Raw genomic sequence first — 23,149 nt, forward strand, 5'->3', positions numbered from 1 at the left:
AAAAAATCCTGCTATAATAAATTTCGGAGACACATCAGGTGTGTTTGGTTTTTAAGAGAGCGCTTGGCAGCTGAGAAAGCGTAAACCTATCATTTGATACTACTCCCCAAGTTTTTATGCAAACATAAAACGGCGGCCACGATATAGCCAAACTTGAGGTCAGCAGTTTTTTCTGCTGATAAATGAAGGTGGAACCACGTTACGACGTCCTTTCGAGGCCGTCGTATTTTTTATGTCTTGACAGTTACTTTGGGTGATTGCGCAGCAAGCATGGGTGTCTGTCCAAAGGCTTGCACCACAGTGGACAGTGGTGACTGTCGCTTGCGTGCCGACCACTTAAGGCAGCTGGCAATAAAAAAGAATTTGACAAAAGGAGAAAATCCAATGGTAAAAATAACTTTCCCAGATGGCGCTGTCCGTGAATACGAAAGCGGCGTTACAACTTTTGAAATTGCTGAATCAATCAGCAAATCTTTGGCTAAAAAAGCCTTGGCTGGCAAGGTCAACGGCAAACTGATTGACACGACCCGTGCCATTACAGAAGATGCGAGCATTGAGATTGTGACACCTGACCATGACGACGCTTTGCCGATTTTACGTCACTCAGCGGCTCACCTCTTTGCTCAGGCTGCGCGCCGTCTTTTCCCGAATATTCATCTGGGTGTCGGTCCTGCCATCGAAGATGGTTTTTACTATGATACGGATAACGAAGCCGGCCAAATTTCCAACGAAGACCTGCCGCGTATCGAAGAAGAAATGAAGAAAATCGTCAAAGAAAACTTCCCGTCAATCCGCGAAGAAGTTACCAAGGATGAGGCGCGTGAGATTTTCAAAAACGACCCTTATAAGTTAGAGTTGATTGAAGAGCATTCTGATGATGAAGGCGGTTTGACTATTTACCGTCAGGGCGAGTATGTCGACCTTTGCCGCGGCCCGCATGTGCCGTCAACCGGCCGTATCCAAGTCTTCCACCTGCTCAATGTAGCGGGTGCCTACTGGCGCGGAAACAGTGATAACGCTATGATGCAGCGGATCTATGGGACGGCTTGGTTTGACAAGAAAGACCTTAAGGCTTACCTTAAACGCCTAGAAGAAGCTAAAGAGCGAGACCACCGTAAGCTGGGTAAAGAGCTTGATCTCTTCATGATTTCTCAGGAAGTCGGTCAAGGGCTGCCATTCTGGCTGCCAAATGGAGCGACCATTCGCCGTACTCTGGAACGCTACATTGTCGATAAGGAAATCGCTGCCGGCTACCAACACGTTTACACACCGCCGATTGCTTCTGTTGACCTCTACAAGACATCCGGTCACTGGGATCATTACCGCGAAGATATGTTCCCAACCATGGATATGGGTGATGGGGAAGAATTTGTTCTGCGTCCGATGAACTGCCCTCACCACATTGAGGTCTACAAACACCATGTTCATTCATACCGTGAGCTGCCAATCCGTATCGCTGAAATCGGCATGATGCACCGTTATGAAAAATCGGGTGCCCTGACTGGTTTGCAGCGTGTGCGTGAAATGTCATTGAACGACGGTCACACATTCGTCACACCAGAGCAAATTCAAGACGAATTCAAGCAGACATTGCAGCTGATTATTGATGTTTACGAAGATTTCAATCTGACAGACTACCGTTTCCGCCTGTCCTACCGTGACCCTAAAGACACGCACAAATACTATGACAACGACGAAATGTGGGAAAATGCCCAAGCCATGCTCAAAGCAGCCATGGACGATATGGAATTGGATTACTTTGAAGCAGAAGGAGAGGCAGCCTTTTACGGTCCAAAACTTGACATTCAGGTGAAAACAGCTCTGGGAAACGAAGAAACGCTCTCAACCATTCAGCTGGACTTCCTTTTGCCGGAACGTTTTGACCTTAAATACGTTGGCGCCGATGGCGAAGAACACCGTCCGGTCATGATTCACCGCGGTGTTATCTCAACCATGGAACGCTTCACCGCTATCCTGATTGAAAACTACAAGGGTGCCTTCCCAACCTGGCTGGCACCGCAACAAGTAACCGTCATCCCAATCTCAAATGAAGCTCACATTGACTACGCTTGGGAAGTCGCTAAAACGCTTCGTGACCGCGGTATCCGCGTGGAAGTGGATGAACGCAACGAAAAAATGCAGTACAAGATTCGGGCCAGCCAAACCCAAAAAGTGCCTTACCAGCTTATCGTTGGTGACAAGGAAATGGCTGATAAGTCTGTCAATGTCCGCCGTTACGGCAGCAAACAGACACACACCGAAAGCGTCGCAGAATTTACAGAAAATATCTTAGCTGATATTGCCCGTAAATCAAAACCTGCTGATGCTGAATAAGAAATAAAAAAGAAGCTCGATTGGGCTTCTTCTTTATTAAAACTTTTGATAAACCACTTTTAATAGTTTGAAAGTCGGATAAGGGCTTAAGAAAAATTGTACCCGGGAGTTGCTTTTTGTCCTGCAGCTTTTTTGTTATAATAAGGTTTTGAAAGGAGAAAGGCTTATGTGGCGCATTTTAGGAAACTGCCCATTTTCCCAAGCAGGGCTGAACAAGCGCTATGAGCAAGCCCGGCAGCTGCTTATATGGGAACAGGCGGGATGGGGCAGAGATGATTTAAAGCAGCTGGCTCAAAGAGAGTTGCAGCCAGCTGATTTTCGCATAGGTTCCCAAGCCTTTAAGCTGCTGTGGCGGCATGCTTACGGCAGTAAAAAACCGCAAAAACTGCTCACTATTGTTTTAAATATGAGCGCTATGCCGGACGAATTATCCGGCCGTTTAGCAGAAAACCAAAAACTAATCCGCCGTTTTTCAAATGATTTGGCGCCGGATCATATTTTTTGGCAGGAGCTGTCGCTGCTGGTTCAAGAGGCTTTTCCCAAGGACAAACTCAGTGGCAAATCTACCTTTGCTAAACGCATCCATCAGTTTCGCTATGTCATCTCCAGCCAGCAGGCCCAATATATTCGCAGGCATTTTAAAAAGACAGGAATGACAGATAAAGAAGCCTTGGCCACTTTTCTAAAAGGCAAAAAGCAGCCGCGATTTTGGCGGAAGACGGCTGATTACAGTTTGAAGGAATCTGCCAGACTCCACAATAAGCGAGCCTTTAAAGACGATACCGTTATTTATCCGGATAATCGCCTGCGGGTCAATTTCAAGGTACTGCTGAATTATCATACCGAGTTTATTCTTGATGATGAAGGCTGCTTTTTAAATGAAATTGATGCTGAGTCTGTCAGCCAAAATGCCATCATCAACGGTGCCAGCTTTAACTATGCCAACAGAACAGACAAGCGCCATTGGGAGCTGGATGTCAATCCTGCCAAAAGGCATGATCCTGCTTTCAGAAATGAGCTTATGGCTAATGCGAATCTTCACTTTCGGGCTCCCAAGGCCGTTTCTAAAAAATCTAAGGCCGGTTCTATTGAGGACTGGCAGAGGAGTTATTTTAACAAGAAAGGTCTTTATGCCAACAGCCGCAAGAGTAATTTTAAGGCTGTAAAAAAGCAGGTGCGGCAATTTAAAAAGGAAATTTTCAAACTGAAATGGAAACGAAAATGACCGTCAGGTATTTTAGGAAATATTTCCCAAAAGTTACTCAAATTTTGATAAAATAATGGTAGTGTGACATATGAAAGGAGATTCTGATGGAAGACATACGCCTAGTTGCTACAGATATGGACGGTACTTTTTTGACTCCTGACGGCAGCTTTAACCATGAACGCTTGGATAAGCTGCTGCGGGAGTTTGACAAGCAGGGTCTTATCTTTACCGTTGCCAGCGGGCGAGGGCTTTTGGCCTTAGACAGGCTTTTTGCTGACTTTATGGATCGGATTGCCGTCATTGCTGAAAACGGCAGTGCTATTCAGTATAAAAATAAAGTTCTGTTTGAGCGGTTTATGTCTGAGGAACAGTATCTCTCTTTAATTGCTAAAATTTTAGAAAATCCCTACAATCAAGGGACAGAGCTGCTTTTGTCCGGGAAAAAAGCAGCTTATATTTTGGCAGACAGTCCGCAAAGCTATATGGAAAAAATGCGTTATTACTATGAAAATGTCTGCCTGGTTGAGAATTTTGAACATCTGGATGATGATATTTTTAAAATCACGACCAATTTTCCTGCTGAGGATGTTAACAAAGGTATGGCCTGGCTCAATCAAGAACTGCCCCATATGCAGGCTGTAACAACAGGCTTTGAATCGATTGACGTTATTTTGCGGGGGGCAAACAAAGGCTTTGGTCTTAATCGCCTCTGTCAGACTTTGGACATCAAATCGAACCAAGTTTTAGCTTTTGGTGATGATTTAAATGATTTTGAAATGCTGAGTTTTGCAGGACGAGCGGTTGCGCCTGAGAATGCACGGGCTGAGATTCGCGAAATTGCAGATGACATTATTGCCCATCATCAGGAAGAATCGGTGATTGCATATATGGAAGGTATGGTAAAAAATGGCAGAATTTAAATTGCTGGCTTTGGATTTGGACGGAACACTCTTTAATACACAAAAAGAAGTCAGTCCTGCCAACAAGGCGGCTCTCAAAGCAGCTCAGGAAAAAGGGGTTAAAGTTGTTATTACGACAGGCCGTCCTTTGAAAGCTATTGAACATTTGCTGGAAGAACTTGATCTTATATCAGAGGATAATTATCTTATCACTTTTAACGGCGGTTTGGTTCAAAAGACAACCGGAGAAATTCTGGATAAGAGTGCCCTGACTCGAAAGCATATTGAAACTATTCAGATGGAGATGGAAAAATTAGCCCTGCCGGTTGATGTGCTGAGCGATGGGATTGTCTACAGTATCAGCAACCAAAACAACCATTCGCTTTATCAGGTGGCAAATCCCATGCTGACTTTTCGTGAAATTGACGGTCTTAAGCACCTTCCTGATGTGATTTACAATAAGGCAGTTGTTGTTTACGATGCTGATTTTTTGGATCAGCAGATTACGAAAATTCCCCAGTACATGTATGAAGAATTTGAAGTTTTTAAATCGCGGGATATTATCTTGGAATTTATGCCTAAAGGTGTTCACAAGGCAGTCGGACTGAATCTTTTGATTAAGCATTTGGGAATTGACCAAAGTGAAGTGATGGCTATGGGAGATGAAGAAAATGACCTGACCATGCTGGAGTGGGCCGGCTTTGGAGTAGCTATGGCAAATGGAGTTGCCGTTGCTAAGGAAACAGCCGATGCTGTTACAAAGCGGACCAACGACGAATCCGGAGTTGCCGAGGCTATTAAACACTATATTTTGAGTGAGGATTGAAATGGGATTATTTGACCGTTTATTTGGAAAGAAAAAACAAGAAGACAGTCTGGAAACGAAAGACCCTTCGCAGGCAGCAGCCGACGAAACAGCTTTACAGACAGACTTATCTGCCGGCTCGGACAATCTGTCGGATACAGCTCAAGCATCTGATACTGCAGCTGAAAATTCGGCTGAAACTGCTCAGTCTTTGCCGGATGCTGTTTTTGCAGCCCAGGCAGAAACAGCTGAAATTCAGGAAGCAGCTGCTTTAGATGCTGCTGAGTTGGAGAATCAATCTGAAGAGACAGCAGAAGACTCTCCTGAAATTGCAACTGTCAGTGATGAAACTGCTGTTCAGTCCGAAACGGAGTCACAAACTGATGAGCAAAAAAGCAGTTCAGAAGATTTTATGGCAGATTACTATGCCCGCAAGGCAGAACTGGCTCAGCAAGTCAATCAAGCATCAGCAGATGTCCGGCAGGAAGCAGAGACACAAGAACTTCAGACTGAAACAGATATGGCAGATGAAACAGCTGCTGAGCTTTCTCATCCAGACACTGCCAGTCAGAAAGAGTCTGAGGAAGAAAAATATAACCGCAGCCTGAAGAAAACGCGGACTGGTTTTGGAGCCCGTCTCAATGCCTTTTTGGCTAATTTCCGCAGTGTTGACGAAGAATTTTTTGAAGAGCTGGAGGAAGTGCTGATTCTGTCGGATGTCGGTGTTCAGGTTGCTTCAACTCTAGCTGAGGATCTGCGCTACGAAGCCAAGCTGGAAAAAGCCCGAAAACCAGAAGCTCTGCGCCGTCTGATTATTGAAAAATTGGTTGACATTTATGAAAAAGACGGACAGTTTAACGAAAAAATTAATCTGCAGGATGACGTTACGGTTATGCTTTTTGTCGGTGTTAACGGTGTCGGCAAAACAACCTCCATCGGGAAATTAGCTTACAAGTATAAAAATCAAGGGAAAAAAGTCATGCTGGTAGCAGCAGACACTTTCCGAGCCGGAGCTGTCGCTCAGCTGGTCGAATGGGGCCGCCGTGTGGATGTGCCTGTCGTCACAGGTCCTGAAAAGGCTGACCCGGCCAGTGTTGTCTATGACGGTGTTGAAAGGGCGGTCGCAGAAGGAGTTGATATCCTTATGATTGATACGGCAGGCCGTCTGCAAAATAAGGATCATCTGATGGCAGAGCTGGAAAAAATCGGCCGGATTGTCAAACGCGTTATTCCGGATGCACCACATGAGACCCTTCTGGCTCTCGATGCTTCGACAGGACAAAATGCCCTGGTGCAGGCTAAGGAATTTTCAAAAATTACCCCTCTGACAGGCTTAGTGCTGACAAAAATTGACGGAACAGCCAAAGGCGGTGTCGTTCTGGCTATTCGTCAGGAACTGGATATCCCTGTGAAATTCATTGGTTTTGGTGAAAAAATTGATGATATCGGGGAGTTCAATTCAGAGGACTTTATGAAAGGCCTCTTAGAAGGCCTGCTTTAGAGGCTGAAAATCTATTTAAAAAGTGAGCTTGCATCATTTCGTCAAGAAGTTGATGCAAGCTCACTTTTTCGTTATTAAATAGGTGAACAGCTTTAAAATCAAGGCACAGCCCAAATTATTCTTATCCTTTCTTCAGAGAGGCAAAAAGCATTCGGAAGCAAAGAAAAATCAGCAAAACCAGAATAAAGAGCGACCAAAAAATAGTTTTTACACCAGCAGTCATGTTTGGTGCCAGCTGGAGGACAACAGAAGACAGTGATGTTCCCAGAGCTCCTGCAAACTGCTGCATCATCTGAAAAATAGCTGTAGCATCAGCCGTTTTGTTTCTCGGCAATTGTGAAATAGCAACGGCCATGGTATTGTTGAAGGACATGTTGCGTCCGAATGTGAAAATGATATAGACAAGCGCCATCAGCATAACTGTCAGCGAGTCAGCCCATAAAGCAAAGGTGAACAGACTGACAGCAAAGAGGGTATTTCCGGTGTAGAGAGACAGTTTCGGACCCTTAACATCATAAAGTTTCCCGAAAAACGGTGCTAAAAGCCCGCCCAGAAGAGTTCCCGGCAAAAGGACAAAGCCGGCTGCAGTGGTAGAAACATGTCCGACTTGAACGAGAAAATTAGGAATAAGAAAGTTGGATGCCAGATTTGAAAATTGATAGATAAAAAAAGGAATCAACCCTAAAATGACAGGAAGCTGTTTTAAAATCCGAATATCCAAAAAAGGCGTTTCTGATTTTAACGTTCTGAAAATAAAAAGGGTGCAGGCCAGTATAAAAACAAGCAGCGAAAGCCAGTTGACAGAACCTGATTCCAAGCCGGAAATAAGGATTAAAAAGAAAGTTAAAGTGACGGCCAGCAGAAGAAAACTGATCAGATCAAAGGGCCGCTTTTGGTTTTTTACTGAATTTTCAAGGGTAAAGTGACTGATGAAAAAAGCGATAACAGGAACGGGAAGCGTTAAGATAAAAATCCACTGCCAAGAAAAATGAGCAATCATAAAACCGCCGTAAGTCGGTCCAAAAGCAGGTGCTAAGCCCATGATAAGTCCGCCGATGCCCATGTAGGTTCCGATTTTGCTGATAGGAACACGCTCAATGATAAGATTAAACATCAAAGGCATGGCAATACCGGTGCCGGCTCCCTGAAGGGCACGTCCTGCAATCATGAGGGTAAAATTGTTGCTGGCAATACAGGTCAGTGTTCCCAAAAGAAAAAGCAAAACGGCTATGTTGAACTGCTGCCGCTCTTTAACATTTTGCTGCAAGGTGGCACTGAGAGTCATGGAAACAGCAACCGCCAGCAGATAAACAGTTGTAATCCACTGCAGGCTGCTTAAGGGCAGATGAAAAACAGACATCAGCTTGGTAAAGGTCACATTCATGCTGGTCTCAGATAAGATTCCGGAAAAGCCCAGAAGAGCTGTTGCAACAATAGACAGCTGAGTTTTAGGTGAAACGGTGTCTGTATGGTGTTTGAGGGTCATTAGGTCTCCTATTCTAATTCTTAATTTTTATCACTCTAACGAAAAAAAGAGGCAGAACAGCTATAAATACAAGAAGGCTCTATCCTGCTCTTTTAAATTTAGTTAAAAAGGTTTGCCAAGCTCTTTGGAGAATTTGGCAATGGGCCTAAAACACACGGTAAACATAAGGGTTTTTAGGCTGTACGGTTCTTGAGCTTTGTGAGATATGCAGCACCGGCAGGGTTTGGTTGAGATTTTGATTGTATTCAACAGAAATTTTTCCTGATACCCTGACCCAAGTATTATTGTCATAATGAGTGTGCCCGTCTGTTGTCAGCAGGCCGTAAACTCCTGAGTCGGCTATGCAGTGGATAATGCCGAAGCGAAAGAGAAACTGGCTGTTTTTGTCCTTAGGGTCGTTGTAAACAAAGCCGGTATATTCAATTTGCCGGTTTTTGAATTCATCTGGGAAAAGGTAGATGATTTCCATTAATTCCATATAATTCTGCGTTGTAATTTGCAGTTTTTTGCTGCCCTTATATTTTTGCAAGGTCGCCTGCATTTCTTTTTGATAAGCTGACTTGGTAAAATACAGACTGGTATCCGGTTTAAGATACTGAACACGGGTACCGTCCGGACTGACACCTGAACCGGCCGATCCGGCAGCTACCGGGAAATGATAGCCCTTGGCTGATACTGTTGTTGAGTCCAGAGACACAGTCGGTACCAACAGTCCGACAAAGACAGGCACGGCTAAGATAAGAGGGCTGAAAAACTTGGCTAATTTTCCTGACAGATGAGAAGGAACTTTTAAATTTTTCATCCAGATAATCAGCTGTACAATGGCTAAAATAAAGGACAGAACCATGGAAATATATGCCAGATAGGAATAGTGGGTATTGATATAACGGTCCAGTTTACCGGTAAGCTGCAGGTACATGCCCAGTTCAAAATAGCCGGCAAGAATCAAAAAACGAATCATTAAATCACCCCCACAATCAGGCAGTAAACGATGATGACAAGACTCGATGTACTGACAAACTGTACAATGAACTTGCCTTTAAAAACATTTTTCATCATCATCAGATTTTTAATATCTACCATCGGACCAATCAGCAGGAAAGCCACTACAGGAGCGACACCGAAGGTTGCAAGGAGCGATGTTCCGATGAAAGCATCAGCCTCGCTGCACAGTGACAGGATAAAAGCCAGAAGCATCATAATCAGGATAGCTGTTAAGGGATTGTGACCGATAGTGGTCAAAATCCGAGTCGGTACGTAAATTTGCATAGCAGCAGCCACCAAGCTGCCAAAAATCAAATAACGCCCTGTATCAAACAGTTCATCAACGGCATGTGCCAAGGCATAAAAGACTTTCTGATAGATTTTTTTATCAGAATAATCGTGATAATGCTGAGGTTTGGCATTTTCTTTGGTGATATTTTCATCAACCAAAAAGCCCAGCAGAATCCCCAAAGATACAGCGACGATAATGGCACCAAAGAGCCTGAGAAAAACAAAGCGCCAGGAATTGCCGAAAGCCGAAAAGGTGGCAAAGAGGACAATAGGATTAATAATAGGGGCCGTTGCTAAAAAAGGAATAGCTGTATAGCTGGGTACTTTTTTCTCCAAGAAGCGATTAACAATGGGAACAATACCGCATTCGCAGGACGGAAAGACAAAACCGATAAAAGTTCCAAAAAGAATCCGCGGAAATCTGTGTTTAGGAAGAAATCTTTGAACCAGACTGGGTGTGAGATAAACTTCGATAAAGCCTGACAGAATAGCTCCCAGCAAAATAAAAGGCAGCGCCTCGATAATAATGGAAAGAAAAATAGCCAGGCACTGCAGAACACTATCAGGCAGATGGTTAAAAACAGCCATAAAACTTATTTCTTATCTTTCTGCTTGGTTTTTTGATCGCCGTCTTTGGAATCCGGAAATGTTACATCTTCTAAATCAGGCAGCTTAGCAAAATTTTCCATCATCTTTTCCAATTCATCTTTTTTCTTAAATGTAATAGCCATAAAAGCACCTCATTTCTAAGTCAATAGTATTATTATACTACCAAATATCAAAATATGATAGCTTAAACTGTGCCTGTCAGGGAAAGAGGCAGTTTATGATTACTGTAAAACGGTGTTCTTATCAGTTAATCACAGCACAGTTGAACAGTAGGTATCTGGACCTTTATATAAGATTTCAGAAAAGTTCTGCTTTTGCCTTGTTTTCGTGTGATGAGCATGTTATTATAATCTCGAAAAAACAACCATAATGCCATCTGAAATCAGAAAGGGGAAAATCAATGGAATTCATGCTTGATACCTTAAATCTTAAAGAAATAGAAAAATGGGCAGCTATTTTGCCCTTGGCCGGTGTAACGTCCAACCCTTCAATCGTTAAAAAAGAAGGTTCTATTGACTTTTTTGAACAGGCTAAAAAAGTGCGTGATCTTATTGGTCAAGAACCAAGTTTCCACGCACAGGTTGTGGCGGATGATGCTGAAGGAATTATTAAGGATGCTCACAAATTAAGGGATGAATTGGGCGGAAACCTATACATTAAAGTTCCGGTTTCTAAGGCAGGCCTGACAGCTATAAAGACACTCAAAAAAGAAGGCTTTCATATCACTGCTACAGCTATTTATACAGTTTTTCAAGGGCTTTTAGCCATCGAAGCCGGTGCTGATTACCTGGCACCTTACTATAATCGGATGGAAAATCTGAACACTGATTCCAAGGAAGTGATCGCTCAGCTTGCGCAAGCGATTCAAAAGAAGGGAGCGGCGACGAAAATTTTGGCAGCGAGCTTCAAAAATGTCAGTCAGATGACTAAGGCACTGGCAGCAGGCGCCGATGCTGTGACCGTTAGTGCCGATGTGCTGGAGGCCGGCTTTGCCAATCCATCCATTCAAAAAGCTGTTGATGATTTTGCAGCTGATTGGAAAGAAACGCAAGGGCGTGATTATATTTAAAATACGAAAAAAAGCTGCTGGCTATGATGATTGTTGCGAGTCCGTTCTCTTATATTCATAGCCGAATGCTTGGTTTGCAAAATGCACTAGCGATTCTTAACTCAGCTTCAGTCTGATTCTACCGGCTGCTCCCATAGCAGTAACTCAATACACTAAAGCATTCGTTTGGTATTCGTGATTTAAAATTATTTTTAAAATAAAGGGTAAATTCCGGGAGAAATTCAGGACGTTTGCCCTTTTTTATTAGCAATAAGAACAAAATTGTTACCGTCAAAAGCCCTTCCATCTGCTAATTAAAATCATTCCTAATTATTTTTCTTTGCCTCTAATAAGTGTAATTATGCTATAATATTTTTTATGGAAATTATTGAAAACATTGCTCAGGATCTGACTTTAAAAGAAAGTCAGGTTAATAAAGTTTTAGAATTAACAGCAGAAGGGAATACTATTCCCTTTATAGCCCGCTACCGTAAGGAAATGACCGGCAATCTTGATGAAGTTGACATCAAAGCTATTATTGATCTCAATAAAAGCCTGACGGCCTTGGCAGAGCGCAAGGCCAGTGTTTTAGCCAAGATTGAAAGTCAGGGCAAACTGACGCCGGAGCTGCAAAAGGCCATTGAAACAGCCGATAAGCTGGCAGATGTTGAAGAACTCTACCTGCCTTATAAAGAAAAAAGACGAACCAAGGCAACGATTGCGCGTGAAAACGGGCTCTTTGCTCTGGCGCGGCTCATTTTGCAAAATGTGCCGGATTTAAAAAAACAGGCTGAAACCTTTGTCAATGAAACCTTTACGACAGCTGAAGATGCCCTTGGCGGTGCTATGGATATCCTGATTGAAGCCCTGGCAGACGATACCAAGCTACGTTCGTGGACCTACAATGACATTTGGGCAAACAGTCTTATTTTATCAGACGTCAAAGATGCCGAGGCAGATGAGAAAAAGGTCTTCCAAATTTATTATGACTTTTCCGAACGTGTGTCAAAAATTCAGGGCTATCGCGTTTTAGCGTTGAATAGGGGAGAAAAGCTTGGTATTTTAAAGGTGCATTTTGAGCACAATCTTGATAAAATGCTCCGCTTTTTTGAAGCTCGTTTCAGGGACAAAAATGAGTATATCAAGCAGGTTGTGCAGGCAGCTCTCAAAAAGAAAATCCTGCCGGCCATGGAACGCAGGATTCGCTCTGAACTGACCGAAAAAGCCGAAGACGGAGCCATTCAGCTCTTTTCTGATAACTTGAGAAATTTGCTTTTGATTCCGCCTTTAAAAGGCAAAATGGTGCTGGGTTTTGACCCTGCCTTTCGGACAGGAGCAAAGCTGGCTGTTGTTGATCAAACGGGAAAATTAATAGAAACGCAGGTTATCTATCCTGTTCCTCCAGCCAGCCGGACAAAGATTGAACAAGCAAAGGCAGATTTGGCGGATTTAATCGCAGACTATGCGATTGAGGTTATTGCGATTGGCAACGGGACTGCCAGCCGGGAAAGCGAGGCCTTTGTCGCTGAGGTGCTCAAAGATTTCCCTGAGGTTTCTTATATTATTGTCAATGAAAGCGGAGCTTCAGTCTATTCTGCTTCTGAGTTAGCCCGGCATGAATTTCCGGAGCTGACGGTTGAAAAACGCTCAGCTATTTCCATTGCCAGACGCCTGCAGGATCCCTTGGCAGAATTGGTAAAAATCGATCCTAAGTCTATCGGTGTCGGTCAGTATCAGCATGACGTCAGCCAGAAAAAACTGGCCGAAAATCTTGATTTTGTTGTGGAAACGGTGGTCAATCAGGTCGGTGTCAATGTCAATACAGCCAGTCCTGCTCTCTTATCGCATGTTTCCGGTCTCAACAAAACAATCTCAGAAAACATTGTTAAATACCGTGAAGAAAACGGACGTCTGAAATCCCGCAAGGATATTCAAAAAGTGCCTCGTCTGGGAGCCAAAGCTTTTGAGCAGGCAGCAGGATTTCTGCGGATTCCAAATGCGGATAACATTTTGGACAGTACAGGGGTTCATCCGGAATCATACGATGCTGTAGAAAAACTCTTTTCCCTGCTTGAAATTACAGAATTGGATGATGCTGCTCAGGCTAAGCTTCAGTCTTTAGATGTTGAAAAAAGAGCTGCAGAGATTGGTCTCGGTCAGGAAACGCTCAAGGATATTATTGCTGATTTGCTGAAACCCGGCCGTGATCTGCGTGATGATTTTGCCGCTCCTCAGCTGCGGCAGGATGTGCTGGAATTGTCTGATTTGGAAATTGGGCAACAGCTGGAGGGAACCGTCCGCAATGTTGTTGATTTTGGGGCTTTTGTTGATATCGGTCTTCATGAGGACGGTCTGATTCATATTTCGCAGATGAGCAGCCAGTTTGTTAAACATCCCAGTCAGGTCGTAGCAGTTGGTGATGTTGTCAGGGTCTGGGTATCAAAAATAGATGAGGAACGTGAGAAAGTCAATCTTTCTCTGGTGGCTTTAAATGAACTTAACTGAGTATGTAAAAGATGTTTCACGCCAGGATTTCGGTCTGGAATTTCAGCATAAGGCTCTTTGGAATTCACGTCTGCAGACGACCGGCGGACGTTTTTTCCCAGAAGACGGTCACTTGGATTTTAACCCGAAATTTTATAAAAGAGATGACCTAGAGACCTTTAGAAAAATTGTCCGCCATGAGCTCTGCCATTATCACCTTTATTATGCGGGCAAGGGCTACAGGCATCGGGACAAGGATTTTAAAGAATTATTGCTCAAGGTTAACGGCAGCCGCTATGCACCGAACTTGAAAAGCAGAACTTTTTATTATTACTATCAATGCCAGAGCTGCGGTCAGGTGTACCAGAGAAAACGGCGCATCAACACTGAAAAGTTTGCCTGCGGGAGCTGTCAGGGCAGATTAAGTCCGCAAAATCAGTCGTAAGGCTGATGTTAAACTTTTTTTAAATGTTATACTGATATTATCAATGAGATTTGTGACAGATCTTTTTAAAAATGAATAGAAGAAGGGAAATGGTTTTTTATGTCTAAGGCCATCTTTTATAAGCAAAGAAAAAATCGTATGATTTGCGGAGTGGTAGCCGGCTTAGCCGATAAATACGGCTGGGATCTGCCGATTGCCAGAGTTCTGACAGCTCTGTTTGTCTATTTTTCAGGAGGCTTTGGCATTGTCCTTTATATCATTTTAGCGATTTGTCTGCCTTATAAGGAAGACTTGGGCAAGAACAGCCAATCAGGCAGCTATCATCAGGGATCGCGCAAGCGAAAGGACGCTGAGGTCATTGATGATAAAGATGATGAGAAATGGTTTTGGCGATAGGGCTGACAGTCTAGGAAACGGTTTTTCAGAGATTCTTAGAACAGGAAAGAATCATGAATAATCTGCCGGTCAGAAATGCAGCCGGCTGCTTTTCCACTAGATGCGGCTAAATTTTAATAGTAAAATAGATATTTTATAATCAATAGAGAATTCTGTCAGTTTTCATTCTTGCTGAAGGCTGACAGGGTTCTTTTTCGTTTACAGTGGAAATCCCATTTTATACGTATTTATGGTATAATAGGGTGCTAAGGAGGTAGTATGTCAGTTACAGTACAGATGTTGGTTGACAAGGTGAAATTAGATGTTGTTTATGGGACGCCTGAGCTTTTGCAAAAGGATATTACAACAGCTGATATTTCCCGTCCGGGCCTTGAGATGACCGGTTACTTTGATTATTATGCACCTGAACGTATCCAGTTACTGGGAATGAAGGAGTGGTCCTACCTAACACAGATGACCTCGCATAACCGCTACTCTGTTTTGAAGGAAATGTTTAAGACAGAAACACCGGCTGTTATTGTGGCCAGATCTCTTACGATTCCGGAGGAAATGCTGAAAGCAGCTAAGGAAGGAGGCATTGCCGTTTTGCAAAGTCACATTCCTACCAGCCGGCTTTCGGGTGAAATGTCTTGGTATCTGGATTCCTGTCTGGCTGAGAGGACCAGTGTGCATGGTGTTCTTATGGACATTTATGGCATGGGTGTTCTCATTCAGGGGGACTCAGGTATTGGTAAGAGTGAGACAGGACTGGAACTTGTGAAACGCGGCCACCGTCTGGTTGCTGATGACCGAGTAGATGTTTATGCCAAAGATGAGGAGACTCTTTGGGGGGAACCGGCTGAGATTCTGCGGCATTTGCTGGAAATCAGAGGAGTTGGTATCATTGATGTCATGAGCCTCTATGGAGCCAGCGCTGTCAAAGATTCATCACAGGTTCAGCTGTCCATTTATCTTGAAAATTTTGAAAAAGATAAGATTTTTGACCGTTTAGGAAACGGCAATGAAGAGATCGAGATGTCCGGAGTTATGATTCCCCGTGTGCGTATACCGGTTAAGACAGGGCGCAATGTTTCAGTAGTTATTGAAGCTGCTGCCATGAATTACCGTGCTAAGCAGATGGGCTACGATGCGACAAAAACCTTTGAAGATCGTCTGACAAACCTGATTGATCAAAATGAGGTAGCTAAATGATTAATCCTATTGCTGTTCAGATTGGTCCTGTGGCTATTCGCTGGTATGCTATTTGTATCGTAACCGGCCTCATTTTGGCGGTTTATCTGGCAACAAAGGAAGCGCCTCGTAAGAACATCAATCCTGATGATATCCTAGACTTTATTTTAATCGCCTTTCCCTTGTCTATTATCGGTGCACGCATCTATTATGTCCTCTTTGATTGGAATTACTATTCCACTCAGCCTTTCAGTGAAATGATTGCTGTTTGGCACGGCGGAATTGCCATCTATGGTGGTTTGATTACAGGAGCTATCGTACTCTTTGTCTTTTCTTACTACCGGATGATTAAGCCGCTTGCTTTTCTGGACATTGCTGCACCGGGAGTAATGCTTGCGCAGGCCATTGGCCGCTGGGGAAATTTTGTCAACCAAGAAGCTTACGGAAAAGCAGTAGCTCACTTGAATTATCTTCCTGATTTTATAAAAAATCAGATGTATATTGACGGCCGCTACCGCACACCAACCTTTCTTTATGAATCTCTGTGGAATTTGCTGGGATTTGCTATTATCATGAGTTTGCGCCATAAACCCAAATTTTTAAAAGAAGGCGAAGTGACTTTCTTTTACTTGATTTGGTATGGCTGCGGCCGCTTTGTTATTGAAGGAATGCGGACAGACAGTCTTATGTTCATGAATTTACGAGTATCACAGTGGCTTTCTGCTCTGCTGGTTATTGTTGGAGTTATCCTCGTTGTCTTTAGGCGCCGCCGGAAAACAGTGCCTTACTATCAGACAGCTTGAGAAAGTTATTTAGATTAGGAGAAAATTATGTGGGAAATTGCTTTATTGATTATTGCTATTGCCTTTGCTGTTTTAACTGTTTTTGTCATTCTTTTGCTTAGAAAAATTTCAGACACTGTTGATGAATCCAGGCAAAGTTTGAAAGTTTTGACCAGCGATGTCAACGTGACACTTTATCAGACCAACGAGCTTTTAGCTAAGGCCAATGTATTGGTAGAAGACGTTAACGGCAAGGTTGGGACTATTGACCCGCTCTTTACAGCCATAGCTGATTTATCAGAAAGTGTGTCTGATCTTAATCAGCAAGCCCGCTATTTTGGCCAAAAGGCAAGCAATGCTACCTCTAATGTCGGTAAGGCAGGCGCCGCTTATACAGTTGGCAAAGTAGCTTCTAAATTATTTAAGAAGAAAGGAAAATAATTATGGGTAAATTTTTAAATACAGTTATTATCGGTGCTGTCTCAGGTGCTGCAGCAGCCTATCTTCTCTCTACAGATAAGGGAAAACAAATTAAGCAGAAAGTCAGCGAAACCTTTACTGCCTATAAAGAAAATCCTGAAGAATATCATCACTATGCTGCTCAAAAAGCTAATGAATACAAGTCTGCGGCGGTCAATACCGTCAAGGAATATAAAGAAAAAATTGAGACTGGCGAGCTGACAAAAGATGATGTGGTATCTGTTGTTAAAGAAAAAGCCTCTCAGGTGGGAGACTTTGCTAATCAAACCTTGTCTGAAGTTAAGGACCGCCTGTCCCAAACTGCCGAAAAATCAGAAGAAGCAGCTGAAACAGTAAAAGCTGAAGTTGATGACATTGTCATTGATTACCAAGAAGAAGCTGCAGATGATGACAGTGAAGCATAAAAAGTAGACTTGACCTGCCTTGAGTCAAGGTATGGGAGTTCTTCTTTTTGACAGCAGATAATAAAAGAGAGTGAGCTGACAATCGGCAAACTGATTTTTCTCACTCTCTTTATCTATAGCTGAACAGTCTTATCCGGCAGACAAGACCAATTATTAAACCGCTGATCAAACTTGTCTGCAAAATAAAAATCTGAGATTTTTATTTCAGATCTTTTTATGTTATGACATTAAATCACTTTGCCGGATACAAACAAAATAAAAAACCACTAGGTCACACACCGGTGGTTTTAATTATGATTTCAGTCGTTTTAAACCTGCCTGAGCGGCTGCAGTAACTCCCCAGCTGATTAGCAAGGACAGCGGGAAAGCAAAGACAGGAGAGAACTTAGCAACCAGAAGAATAAAGCATGTCAGAATTGTCACAACACAGAAAAAAGCCAGTTTGGCGAAAAAAATCAGTTCGTCTAACTTTGTTCTGCTATCATCAAAATCTTGAAATTCTTGGTACTTAGGCGTCAGATCTTCTTGATAGTCAAGTTCTTCATAATTGTCTGGCTGCCTGTTAAGATTTGCTGACATGAGTTCCTCCTCTAAATATTCCTTAACATCTTATCACAAATTGTGAAGTTTGTCATCTGTTTTCTGAAAATTTTTTTGCAATAAGCCTGTTTTTTCTCCCGCAGAGCTTCAATTTTTTAAAAAAGTAGATTTTTATCCTAAATTTGATACAATAATAGGTATGGAAAAAATTGTTATTACTGCAACCGCAGAATCTGTTGAGCAAGTCAAAGAACTGTTGGAAATTGGTGTAGACCGCATCTATGTCGGTGAGAAAGACTATGCCCTGCGTCTGCCGCATACCTTCAGCTATGATGAATTGCGGGAGATTGCTGCCCTAGTCCATGAGGCAGGAAAAGAACTGACTGTTGCTGCCAATGCTCTCATGCATCAGGAGATGATGGACAATATCAAGCCCTTTTTAGAGCTGATGAAAGAAATTCAAGTCGATTATTTGGTTGTCGGCGACGCCGGTGTTTTTTATGTCAATAAACGCGACGGCTATCATTTTAAGCTGATTTACGATACATCTGTTTTTGTCACTTCCAGCCGTCAGGTTAACTTTTGGGGTCAGCATGGAGCAGTAGAAGCTGTTTTGGCGCGTGAAATTCCTTCACAAGAGCTTTTTGCCATGTCTGAAAATTTAGAAATTCCGGCTGAAATCTTGGTTTACGGAGCTTCTGTCATTCACCATTCCAAGAGGCCTTTAATTCAAAATTATTATCATTTTACACACATTGATGATGAGAAATCAAGAGAACGCGGGCTTTTTCTGGCAGAACCGGGCGATCCGGAATCGCATTATTCCATTTACGAAGATAAGCATGGGACTCATATTTTTATCAATAATGATATTGATTTGATGACTAAGCTTTCGGAATTAACCGATCACCATTATAATCATTGGAAACTGGATGGCATTTACTGCCCGGGGCACAATTTTGTCGAGATTGCCAAATTATTTGTCAAGGCGCGTGCGTTGATAGAAGCAGGAACTTTTACGCAGGATCAGGCCTTCCTCTTTGATGAAGAAATCAGAAAACTCCATCCCAAAGGCCGCGGATTGGATACCGGTTTCTATGACTTTGACCCTGATTTAGTAAAATAAAGGAAAAGGATATAAAATGACACAAACAATAAAAAAACGTCCGGAAGTTTTATCACCGGCCGGAACCTTAGAAAAGCTTAAGGTTGCTGTAGATTACGGAGCAGATGCTGTTTTTGTCGGCGGACAGGCTTATGGTCTTCGCAGCCGTGCCGGTAATTTTTCCATGGAGGAAATGGCCGAAGGCATTCATTATGCTCATGAACACGGTGTGAAGGTCTATGTAGCTGCTAACATGGTTACTCATGAAGGCAATGAAATCGGAGCAGGACAATGGTTTAGAGAGCTGCGTGATTTAGGTCTTGATGCTGTTATCGTATCAGACCCTGCCTTGATTGCCATCTGTGCAGCTGAGGCACCGGGTCTTGAAATTCACCTGTCTACACAAGCGTCGTCAACCAATTATGAAACCTTTGAGTTTTGGAAAGAGCTGGGGCTGACACGTGTCGTTTTGGCGCGCGAAGTCACTATGGAAGAGCTGGCTGAAATTCGTAAGCGAACCAGCGTTGAAATTGAGGCCTTTGTGCACGGGGCTATGTGCATTTCTTACTCAGGACGCTGTGTCTTGTCCAATCACATGAGCCATCGTGATGCCAACCGCGGCGGCTGTTCACAATCCTGCCGCTGGAAATATGACCTTTTTGACATGCCTTTTGGACAGGAGCGCCGATCGCTTAAGGGCGAGATTCCTGAGGAATATTCAATGTCAGCCGTTGATATGTGCATGATCGAGCATATTCCGGATATGATTGAAAATGGTGTTGACAGCCTCAAAATTGAAGGCCGCATGAAATCCATTCACTATGTTTCCACAGTAACCAACTGTTATAAGGCTGCCGTTGATACTTATCTTGAAAGTCCGGAGAAATTTGAAGCCATCAAGCAGGATCTGATTGATGAATTATGGAAAGTGGCTCAGCGTGAATTGGCGACTGGATTTTACTACAGTATACCAACAGAAAACGAGCAGCTCTTCGGAGCGCGCCGCAAAATTCCGCAGTACAAATTTATTGGCGAAGTTGTTGACTTCGATGAAACGAGCATGACTGCTACTATCCGTCAGCGAAATGTTATCAACGAAGGTGACCGGGTTGAGTTTTACGGACCGGGCTTCCGCCACTTTGAAACCTTTATTCAGGATTTGCACGATGCCGACGGCATCAAGATCGAACGTGCCCCTAAGCCTATGGAGCTCTTGACGATTACAGTGCCTCAGGAAGTCAAAGCAGGCGATATGATTCGTGCCTGCAAGGAAGGCTTAGTCAATTTATATAAAGAAGACGGTAGCAGTGTAACGCTCAGAACGTGACTGCTGTATGTGGTTAATAAAAAAAGCCAGTACACTATGAACAGCCCTCAAAAGTGAGATATGACATCCAATTTTTGAGGTCAGTACATAATAGTGCATGGCTTATTTTAGTTTTTGTGAGTCTCTGACCGTTTTTGGCACCAGGGTTAAACGTTTGATGTCTGAGATGCTGATAATCGCTGATATATTTTTTTGAAAATTTTTTAAAATGAGCTTATTGTTTTCCCTGTCATATTTGACAATATCTCCCGTAAAACTCTTATCAAGATAAATCACATGGACGGCCTCATGCTTTTTTTGGGCTTGTAAGATAGTGTGCAGCAGCTGATTGGTTTTTAAAACAATGTCAGGAGATTTTTTGGTCGGTTCAATGAATTCCCTCACATGCTCTAAAATCATTTGTATAAATCTTTTCATGGCATTTTCTCTAAAAAATTGTTAGAATGATTATACCTCATTTTAGATTAAAATGAAATACTTAATTAAAAATTGTAAGAAAAACAATAAATTTAACAAGTGATTCTTTTTAGCATTTTTTCTTACGAATATTTTGATAGGAGGCATATATGGCAGAATTTACATTTGAAATTGAAGAAAAACTGTTAGTCCTGTCTGAAAATGACAAGGGCTGGACCAAGGAACTCAACCGCGTCAGCTTTAACGGCGCACCGGCTAAGTTTGATATCAGATCCTGGAGCCCTGATCATACTAAGATGGGCAAGGGGATTACCCTGACCAATGAAGAATTTGACGTTTTAGTCAATGAATTTAAAAAATGAAGAGGCTGGGCAAAAACTCGGCCAGTATTCCTGTTTTAGAATAAACTCTTGGCGCAGTGGTTGGCTGATTTTCCTTTTGCCACAAGGCCAAAGCGGAAAACCTAGCCATCTGTGCGGGGGTGGGAAGACGAACCAAAATTTTCGATTTTTGGGTTCTTTCCCACTCCCTTTTTTATTTTGCCGTAAAATGGAAAATCTGCCCTGCTTAAAAGAGGGTGTCTAAGATTAACTGTAAATTGAGGATGGTCAATAAAACAGCAACTCCATAGGCCAGATAGGTATTCCATTTAGCATTGACAAAGTCGCCCATGATTTTTTTCTGGGAGGTAAAATAGACCAGCGGAAAGATAGAAAAGGGCAGCGCAATAGACAGGAAAACCTGTGAGTAAACGATAAGCTGGTCTAAAACTTTTTCCTGACTGCCGTAAATGATGGCAGCAATTAAAACGGGAAGCAGCGCCAATAAACGTGTTACCAAACGAATGAGCCATTGGGGCATTTTCAAGTGCAAGAAGCCTTCCATCACGATCTGACCGGTCAGTGTTCCGGTAATAGTTGAATTTTGGCCGCTGGCCAAAAGAGCAATGGCAAACAAGGTTGATAAAAAGGAACTGGCAACTGCTCCGGCAATCGTGTGATCAGAAAGGGCATTGTACATTTGTGAAAAGGCACTGATTTCACTGGCATGGCCATAAAACAGTGATGCTCCGAGAATCAGCAAAAGAGAATTAACAATAAAGGCCAAGCTCAGCTGAATGTTGGAGTCCCAGGTCATGAATCTTACGGCCTGCCGAATAGAAGATTTATGCTTGTAATCGACCCGGCGTGTCTGTGAGATGGACGAATGGAGATAGAGGTTATGGGGCATGACAGTCGCACCGATAATACCAAGCGCTAAGGTCAGTCTGCTGTTATCAGCAGTTTGTGACAGATCAAAAATTGAAGTGCTGGGAAGATAGCCCTTGAAAATACCGGCCACATTTGGATTAGAAATAAGAACGAGATAAGCAAAAATCACTAAAATCGTCAAAATCAAGGTTGAAACAATAGCCTCAATTTTTCTAAAGCCTAATTTCATAATAGACAGGAGCAAGAAAACATCTAAGATGGTAATGAAAATTGAAAACAGCAGCGGCCAGCCAAATAAGAGGTGCAGGGCAATTCCTGAGCCGATAACTTCTGCCAGATCAGTAGCCATAAGAGCCAGCTCAATAATGACAAACAAGAGGTAGCGCAAGCCCTTAGGAAGATGTGCTGCTGTAGCCTGAGCTAAGTCCTGACGTGTAACGATGCCTAATTTTCCGGCCATTTGCTGCAGCTGCATGGCAATAAGGGAGGAAATGAGGACAACCGACAAAAGCAGGTATTTATAACTGGCTCCGCCGATAACGCTGGTAATCCAGTTGCCGGGATCCATATAACCAACGGCAACAAGAGCTCCCGGACCTAAAAAAGCTCTCAGAGTTGTCCAGAAAGAAGCGTTTTTAGGAACTTTAACACTTTGATTGACCTCACTGAGAGACTGCTTTTGAGGAGGAGTTGCTGAAGGATGGTGAGTTTCCATTTGAAAATCTCTTTTCTAAATACGTTTTACTTTTGTCTCAAGTATAGCACAAAAATTTTAAAAAGTTAAGTATAACAAAGTAAAAAATTAGGTGCGCCTTATTTTATAGGAAAAATAAAAAGCTTGGCCAACGATGAACCAGTTTCACAAGTGGGTACAAAACCTAAGCTGTGTCTTCTGTTCAGCGTTTCCAAACTCATTATAATTTATTTACTAGCTAATCTTTCTTATGATCCAAAATATCCTTAATACCAATCAGGATAAAAACGATACCGAGAACCGCAAAGATATAATGTTTTTGCAAGAGCCCATAGGCAATAAAAATAGCAGCGGATAAAAAAGAAATATAATATTTTTTCATGTTAATGATTAATTGGCAAATGGGAGGCCAAACGTCCTTTCTTTAGGGGTCAGTATCATACAAAACGTTGATTTTATTGTACCATGAAAAGCAGCTGGAAACCAGTGATTAAAAGTAAGGGATAGCTGTGCCGCACAGTCAAAAAAAT

23 protein-coding genes and 1 pseudogene are annotated in these 23,149 nt (G+C 42.7%); 16 read left to right on the forward strand and 8 right to left on the reverse strand.

The window, feature by feature from the left end; all coding sequences use genetic code 11:
* Nucleotides 1–384: 384 nt before the first annotated feature.
* The 5 genes and pseudogenes from thrS to ftsY form a co-directional block, all read left to right on the forward strand.
* On the forward strand, nucleotides 385–2,334 hold the full coding sequence (gene thrS / locus AC4HAF_RS01730) for a threonine--tRNA ligase (protein ID WP_491096417.1): 1,950 nt from the start codon (nucleotides 385–387) through the stop codon (nucleotides 2,332–2,334).
* A 166-nt stretch (nucleotides 2,335–2,500) separates the two neighbouring features.
* Nucleotides 2,501–3,559: a DUF3114 domain-containing protein gene (locus tag AC4HAF_RS01735; protein WP_491096418.1), complete on the forward strand. Its 1,059-nt coding sequence runs from the start codon at nucleotides 2,501–2,503 to the stop codon at nucleotides 3,557–3,559.
* Nucleotides 3,560–3,645: 86 nt separating this feature from the next.
* The gene (locus tag AC4HAF_RS01740; RefSeq protein WP_491096420.1) at nucleotides 3,646–4,461 is read left to right on the forward strand and encodes a Cof-type HAD-IIB family hydrolase; all 816 of its coding nucleotides are present in this window, start codon (nucleotides 3,646–3,648) and stop codon (nucleotides 4,459–4,461) included.
* Nucleotides 4,448–5,266: a Cof-type HAD-IIB family hydrolase gene (locus AC4HAF_RS01745; RefSeq protein WP_491090946.1), complete on the forward strand. Its 819-nt coding sequence runs from the start codon at nucleotides 4,448–4,450 to the stop codon at nucleotides 5,264–5,266. The genes AC4HAF_RS01740 and AC4HAF_RS01745 overlap by 14 nt, the downstream gene beginning before the upstream one ends.
* A gap of 328 nt (nucleotides 5,267–5,594) precedes the next feature.
* A pseudogene (gene ftsY, locus AC4HAF_RS01750) lies at nucleotides 5,595–6,746 on the forward strand (signal recognition particle-docking protein FtsY); the annotation flags it as partial.
* Between the two features lie 121 nt (nucleotides 6,747–6,867).
* Here ftsY and AC4HAF_RS01755 read toward each other — a convergent pair.
* The 4 genes from AC4HAF_RS01755 to AC4HAF_RS01770 all read right to left on the reverse strand — a co-directional run bounded on the left by AC4HAF_RS01755 (nucleotide 6,868) and on the right by AC4HAF_RS01770 (nucleotide 10,238).
* A complete protein-coding gene (locus tag AC4HAF_RS01755) occupies nucleotides 6,868–8,232 on the reverse strand; it encodes a DHA2 family efflux MFS transporter permease subunit (RefSeq protein WP_491096421.1) in 1,365 nt (454 codons plus the stop codon).
* 145 nt (nucleotides 8,233–8,377) lie between these two features.
* Complete coding sequence (locus AC4HAF_RS01760; protein WP_491096422.1) at nucleotides 8,378–9,193, reverse strand: TIGR03943 family putative permease subunit; 816 nt, start codon at nucleotides 9,191–9,193, stop codon at nucleotides 8,378–8,380.
* Entirely contained in the window at nucleotides 9,193–10,095 is a 903-nt protein-coding gene (locus tag AC4HAF_RS01765; RefSeq protein WP_491096423.1) for a permease, read from the reverse strand. The genes AC4HAF_RS01760 and AC4HAF_RS01765 overlap by 1 nt, the downstream gene beginning before the upstream one ends.
* A 5-nt stretch (nucleotides 10,096–10,100) precedes the next feature.
* Nucleotides 10,101–10,238, reverse strand: a complete 138-nt coding sequence (locus AC4HAF_RS01770) for an SPJ_0845 family protein (protein ID WP_491090939.1) — start codon at nucleotides 10,236–10,238, stop codon at nucleotides 10,101–10,103.
* Between the two features lie 278 nt (nucleotides 10,239–10,516).
* Here AC4HAF_RS01770 and AC4HAF_RS01775 point away from each other — a divergent pair, with 278 nt between their 5' ends.
* The 8 genes from AC4HAF_RS01775 to AC4HAF_RS01810 all read left to right on the forward strand — a co-directional run bounded on the left by AC4HAF_RS01775 (nucleotide 10,517) and on the right by AC4HAF_RS01810 (nucleotide 17,325).
* Nucleotides 10,517–11,185, forward strand: a complete 669-nt coding sequence (locus AC4HAF_RS01775) for a fructose-6-phosphate aldolase (RefSeq protein WP_491096424.1) — start codon at nucleotides 10,517–10,519, stop codon at nucleotides 11,183–11,185.
* Nucleotides 11,186–11,542: 357 nt separating this feature from the next.
* Entirely contained in the window at nucleotides 11,543–13,669 is a 2,127-nt protein-coding gene (locus tag AC4HAF_RS01780) for a Tex family protein (protein WP_491096425.1), read from the forward strand.
* A complete protein-coding gene (locus tag AC4HAF_RS01785; protein ID WP_491090936.1) occupies nucleotides 13,656–14,093 on the forward strand; it encodes a SprT family protein in 438 nt (145 codons plus the stop codon). Before AC4HAF_RS01780 ends, AC4HAF_RS01785 begins: the two co-directional genes overlap by 14 nt.
* Nucleotides 14,094–14,192: 99 nt before the next feature.
* Nucleotides 14,193–14,489, forward strand: a complete 297-nt coding sequence (locus AC4HAF_RS01790; RefSeq protein ID WP_491090934.1) for a PspC domain-containing protein — start codon at nucleotides 14,193–14,195, stop codon at nucleotides 14,487–14,489.
* A 258-nt stretch (nucleotides 14,490–14,747) separates the two neighbouring features.
* Complete coding sequence (hprK, locus tag AC4HAF_RS01795; protein WP_491096426.1) at nucleotides 14,748–15,680, forward strand: HPr(Ser) kinase/phosphatase; 933 nt, start codon at nucleotides 14,748–14,750, stop codon at nucleotides 15,678–15,680.
* Entirely contained in the window at nucleotides 15,677–16,462 is a 786-nt protein-coding gene (gene lgt / locus AC4HAF_RS01800; RefSeq protein ID WP_491096427.1) for a prolipoprotein diacylglyceryl transferase, read from the forward strand. The genes hprK and lgt overlap by 4 nt, the downstream gene beginning before the upstream one ends.
* A 27-nt stretch (nucleotides 16,463–16,489) precedes the next feature.
* A complete protein-coding gene (locus tag AC4HAF_RS01805; protein WP_491096428.1) occupies nucleotides 16,490–16,882 on the forward strand; it encodes a DUF948 domain-containing protein in 393 nt (130 codons plus the stop codon).
* A 2-nt stretch (nucleotides 16,883–16,884) separates the two neighbouring features.
* Nucleotides 16,885–17,325, forward strand: a complete 441-nt coding sequence (locus AC4HAF_RS01810; RefSeq protein WP_491096429.1) for a YtxH domain-containing protein — start codon at nucleotides 16,885–16,887, stop codon at nucleotides 17,323–17,325.
* A 291-nt stretch (nucleotides 17,326–17,616) separates the two neighbouring features.
* Here AC4HAF_RS01810 and AC4HAF_RS01815 read toward each other — a convergent pair whose 3' ends face one another.
* Complete coding sequence (locus tag AC4HAF_RS01815) at nucleotides 17,617–17,904, reverse strand: DUF3270 domain-containing protein (protein ID WP_491096430.1); 288 nt, start codon at nucleotides 17,902–17,904, stop codon at nucleotides 17,617–17,619.
* Nucleotides 17,905–18,064: 160 nt separating this feature from the next.
* On the opposite strand from AC4HAF_RS01815, the gene AC4HAF_RS01820 reads away from it, so the two are divergent.
* Both AC4HAF_RS01820 and AC4HAF_RS01825 read left to right on the forward strand, forming a co-directional pair.
* Nucleotides 18,065–18,991 (forward strand): peptidase U32 family protein, encoded by a 927-nt coding sequence (locus AC4HAF_RS01820; RefSeq protein ID WP_491096431.1) that lies wholly within the window; start codon nucleotides 18,065–18,067, stop codon nucleotides 18,989–18,991.
* A 16-nt stretch (nucleotides 18,992–19,007) separates the two neighbouring features.
* A complete protein-coding gene (locus AC4HAF_RS01825; protein WP_491096432.1) occupies nucleotides 19,008–20,297 on the forward strand; it encodes a peptidase U32 family protein in 1,290 nt (429 codons plus the stop codon).
* Nucleotides 20,298–20,399: 102 nt separating this feature from the next.
* Here the strand turns inward: AC4HAF_RS01825 and AC4HAF_RS01830 are convergent, their stop codons facing one another.
* Nucleotides 20,400–20,714: a hypothetical protein gene (locus tag AC4HAF_RS01830; RefSeq protein ID WP_491090924.1), complete on the reverse strand. Its 315-nt coding sequence runs from the start codon at nucleotides 20,712–20,714 to the stop codon at nucleotides 20,400–20,402.
* Between the two features lie 149 nt (nucleotides 20,715–20,863).
* Between AC4HAF_RS01830 and AC4HAF_RS01835 the strand changes: the two genes are divergently transcribed.
* A complete protein-coding gene (locus tag AC4HAF_RS01835; protein WP_491090923.1) occupies nucleotides 20,864–21,076 on the forward strand; it encodes a YdbC family protein in 213 nt (70 codons plus the stop codon).
* Nucleotides 21,077–21,281: 205 nt separating this feature from the next.
* Here AC4HAF_RS01835 and AC4HAF_RS01840 read toward each other — a convergent pair whose 3' ends face one another.
* On the reverse strand, nucleotides 21,282–22,640 hold the full coding sequence (locus AC4HAF_RS01840; RefSeq protein ID WP_491096433.1) for an Nramp family divalent metal transporter: 1,359 nt from the start codon (nucleotides 22,638–22,640) through the stop codon (nucleotides 21,282–21,284).
* A gap of 217 nt (nucleotides 22,641–22,857) precedes the next feature.
* Nucleotides 22,858–23,001: a hypothetical protein gene (locus AC4HAF_RS01845; RefSeq protein WP_491090920.1), complete on the reverse strand. Its 144-nt coding sequence runs from the start codon at nucleotides 22,999–23,001 to the stop codon at nucleotides 22,858–22,860.
* Nucleotides 23,002–23,149 lie beyond the last annotated feature (148 nt).

It is taken from the genome of Streptococcus sp. ELY_90 (genome assembly GCF_058314475.1).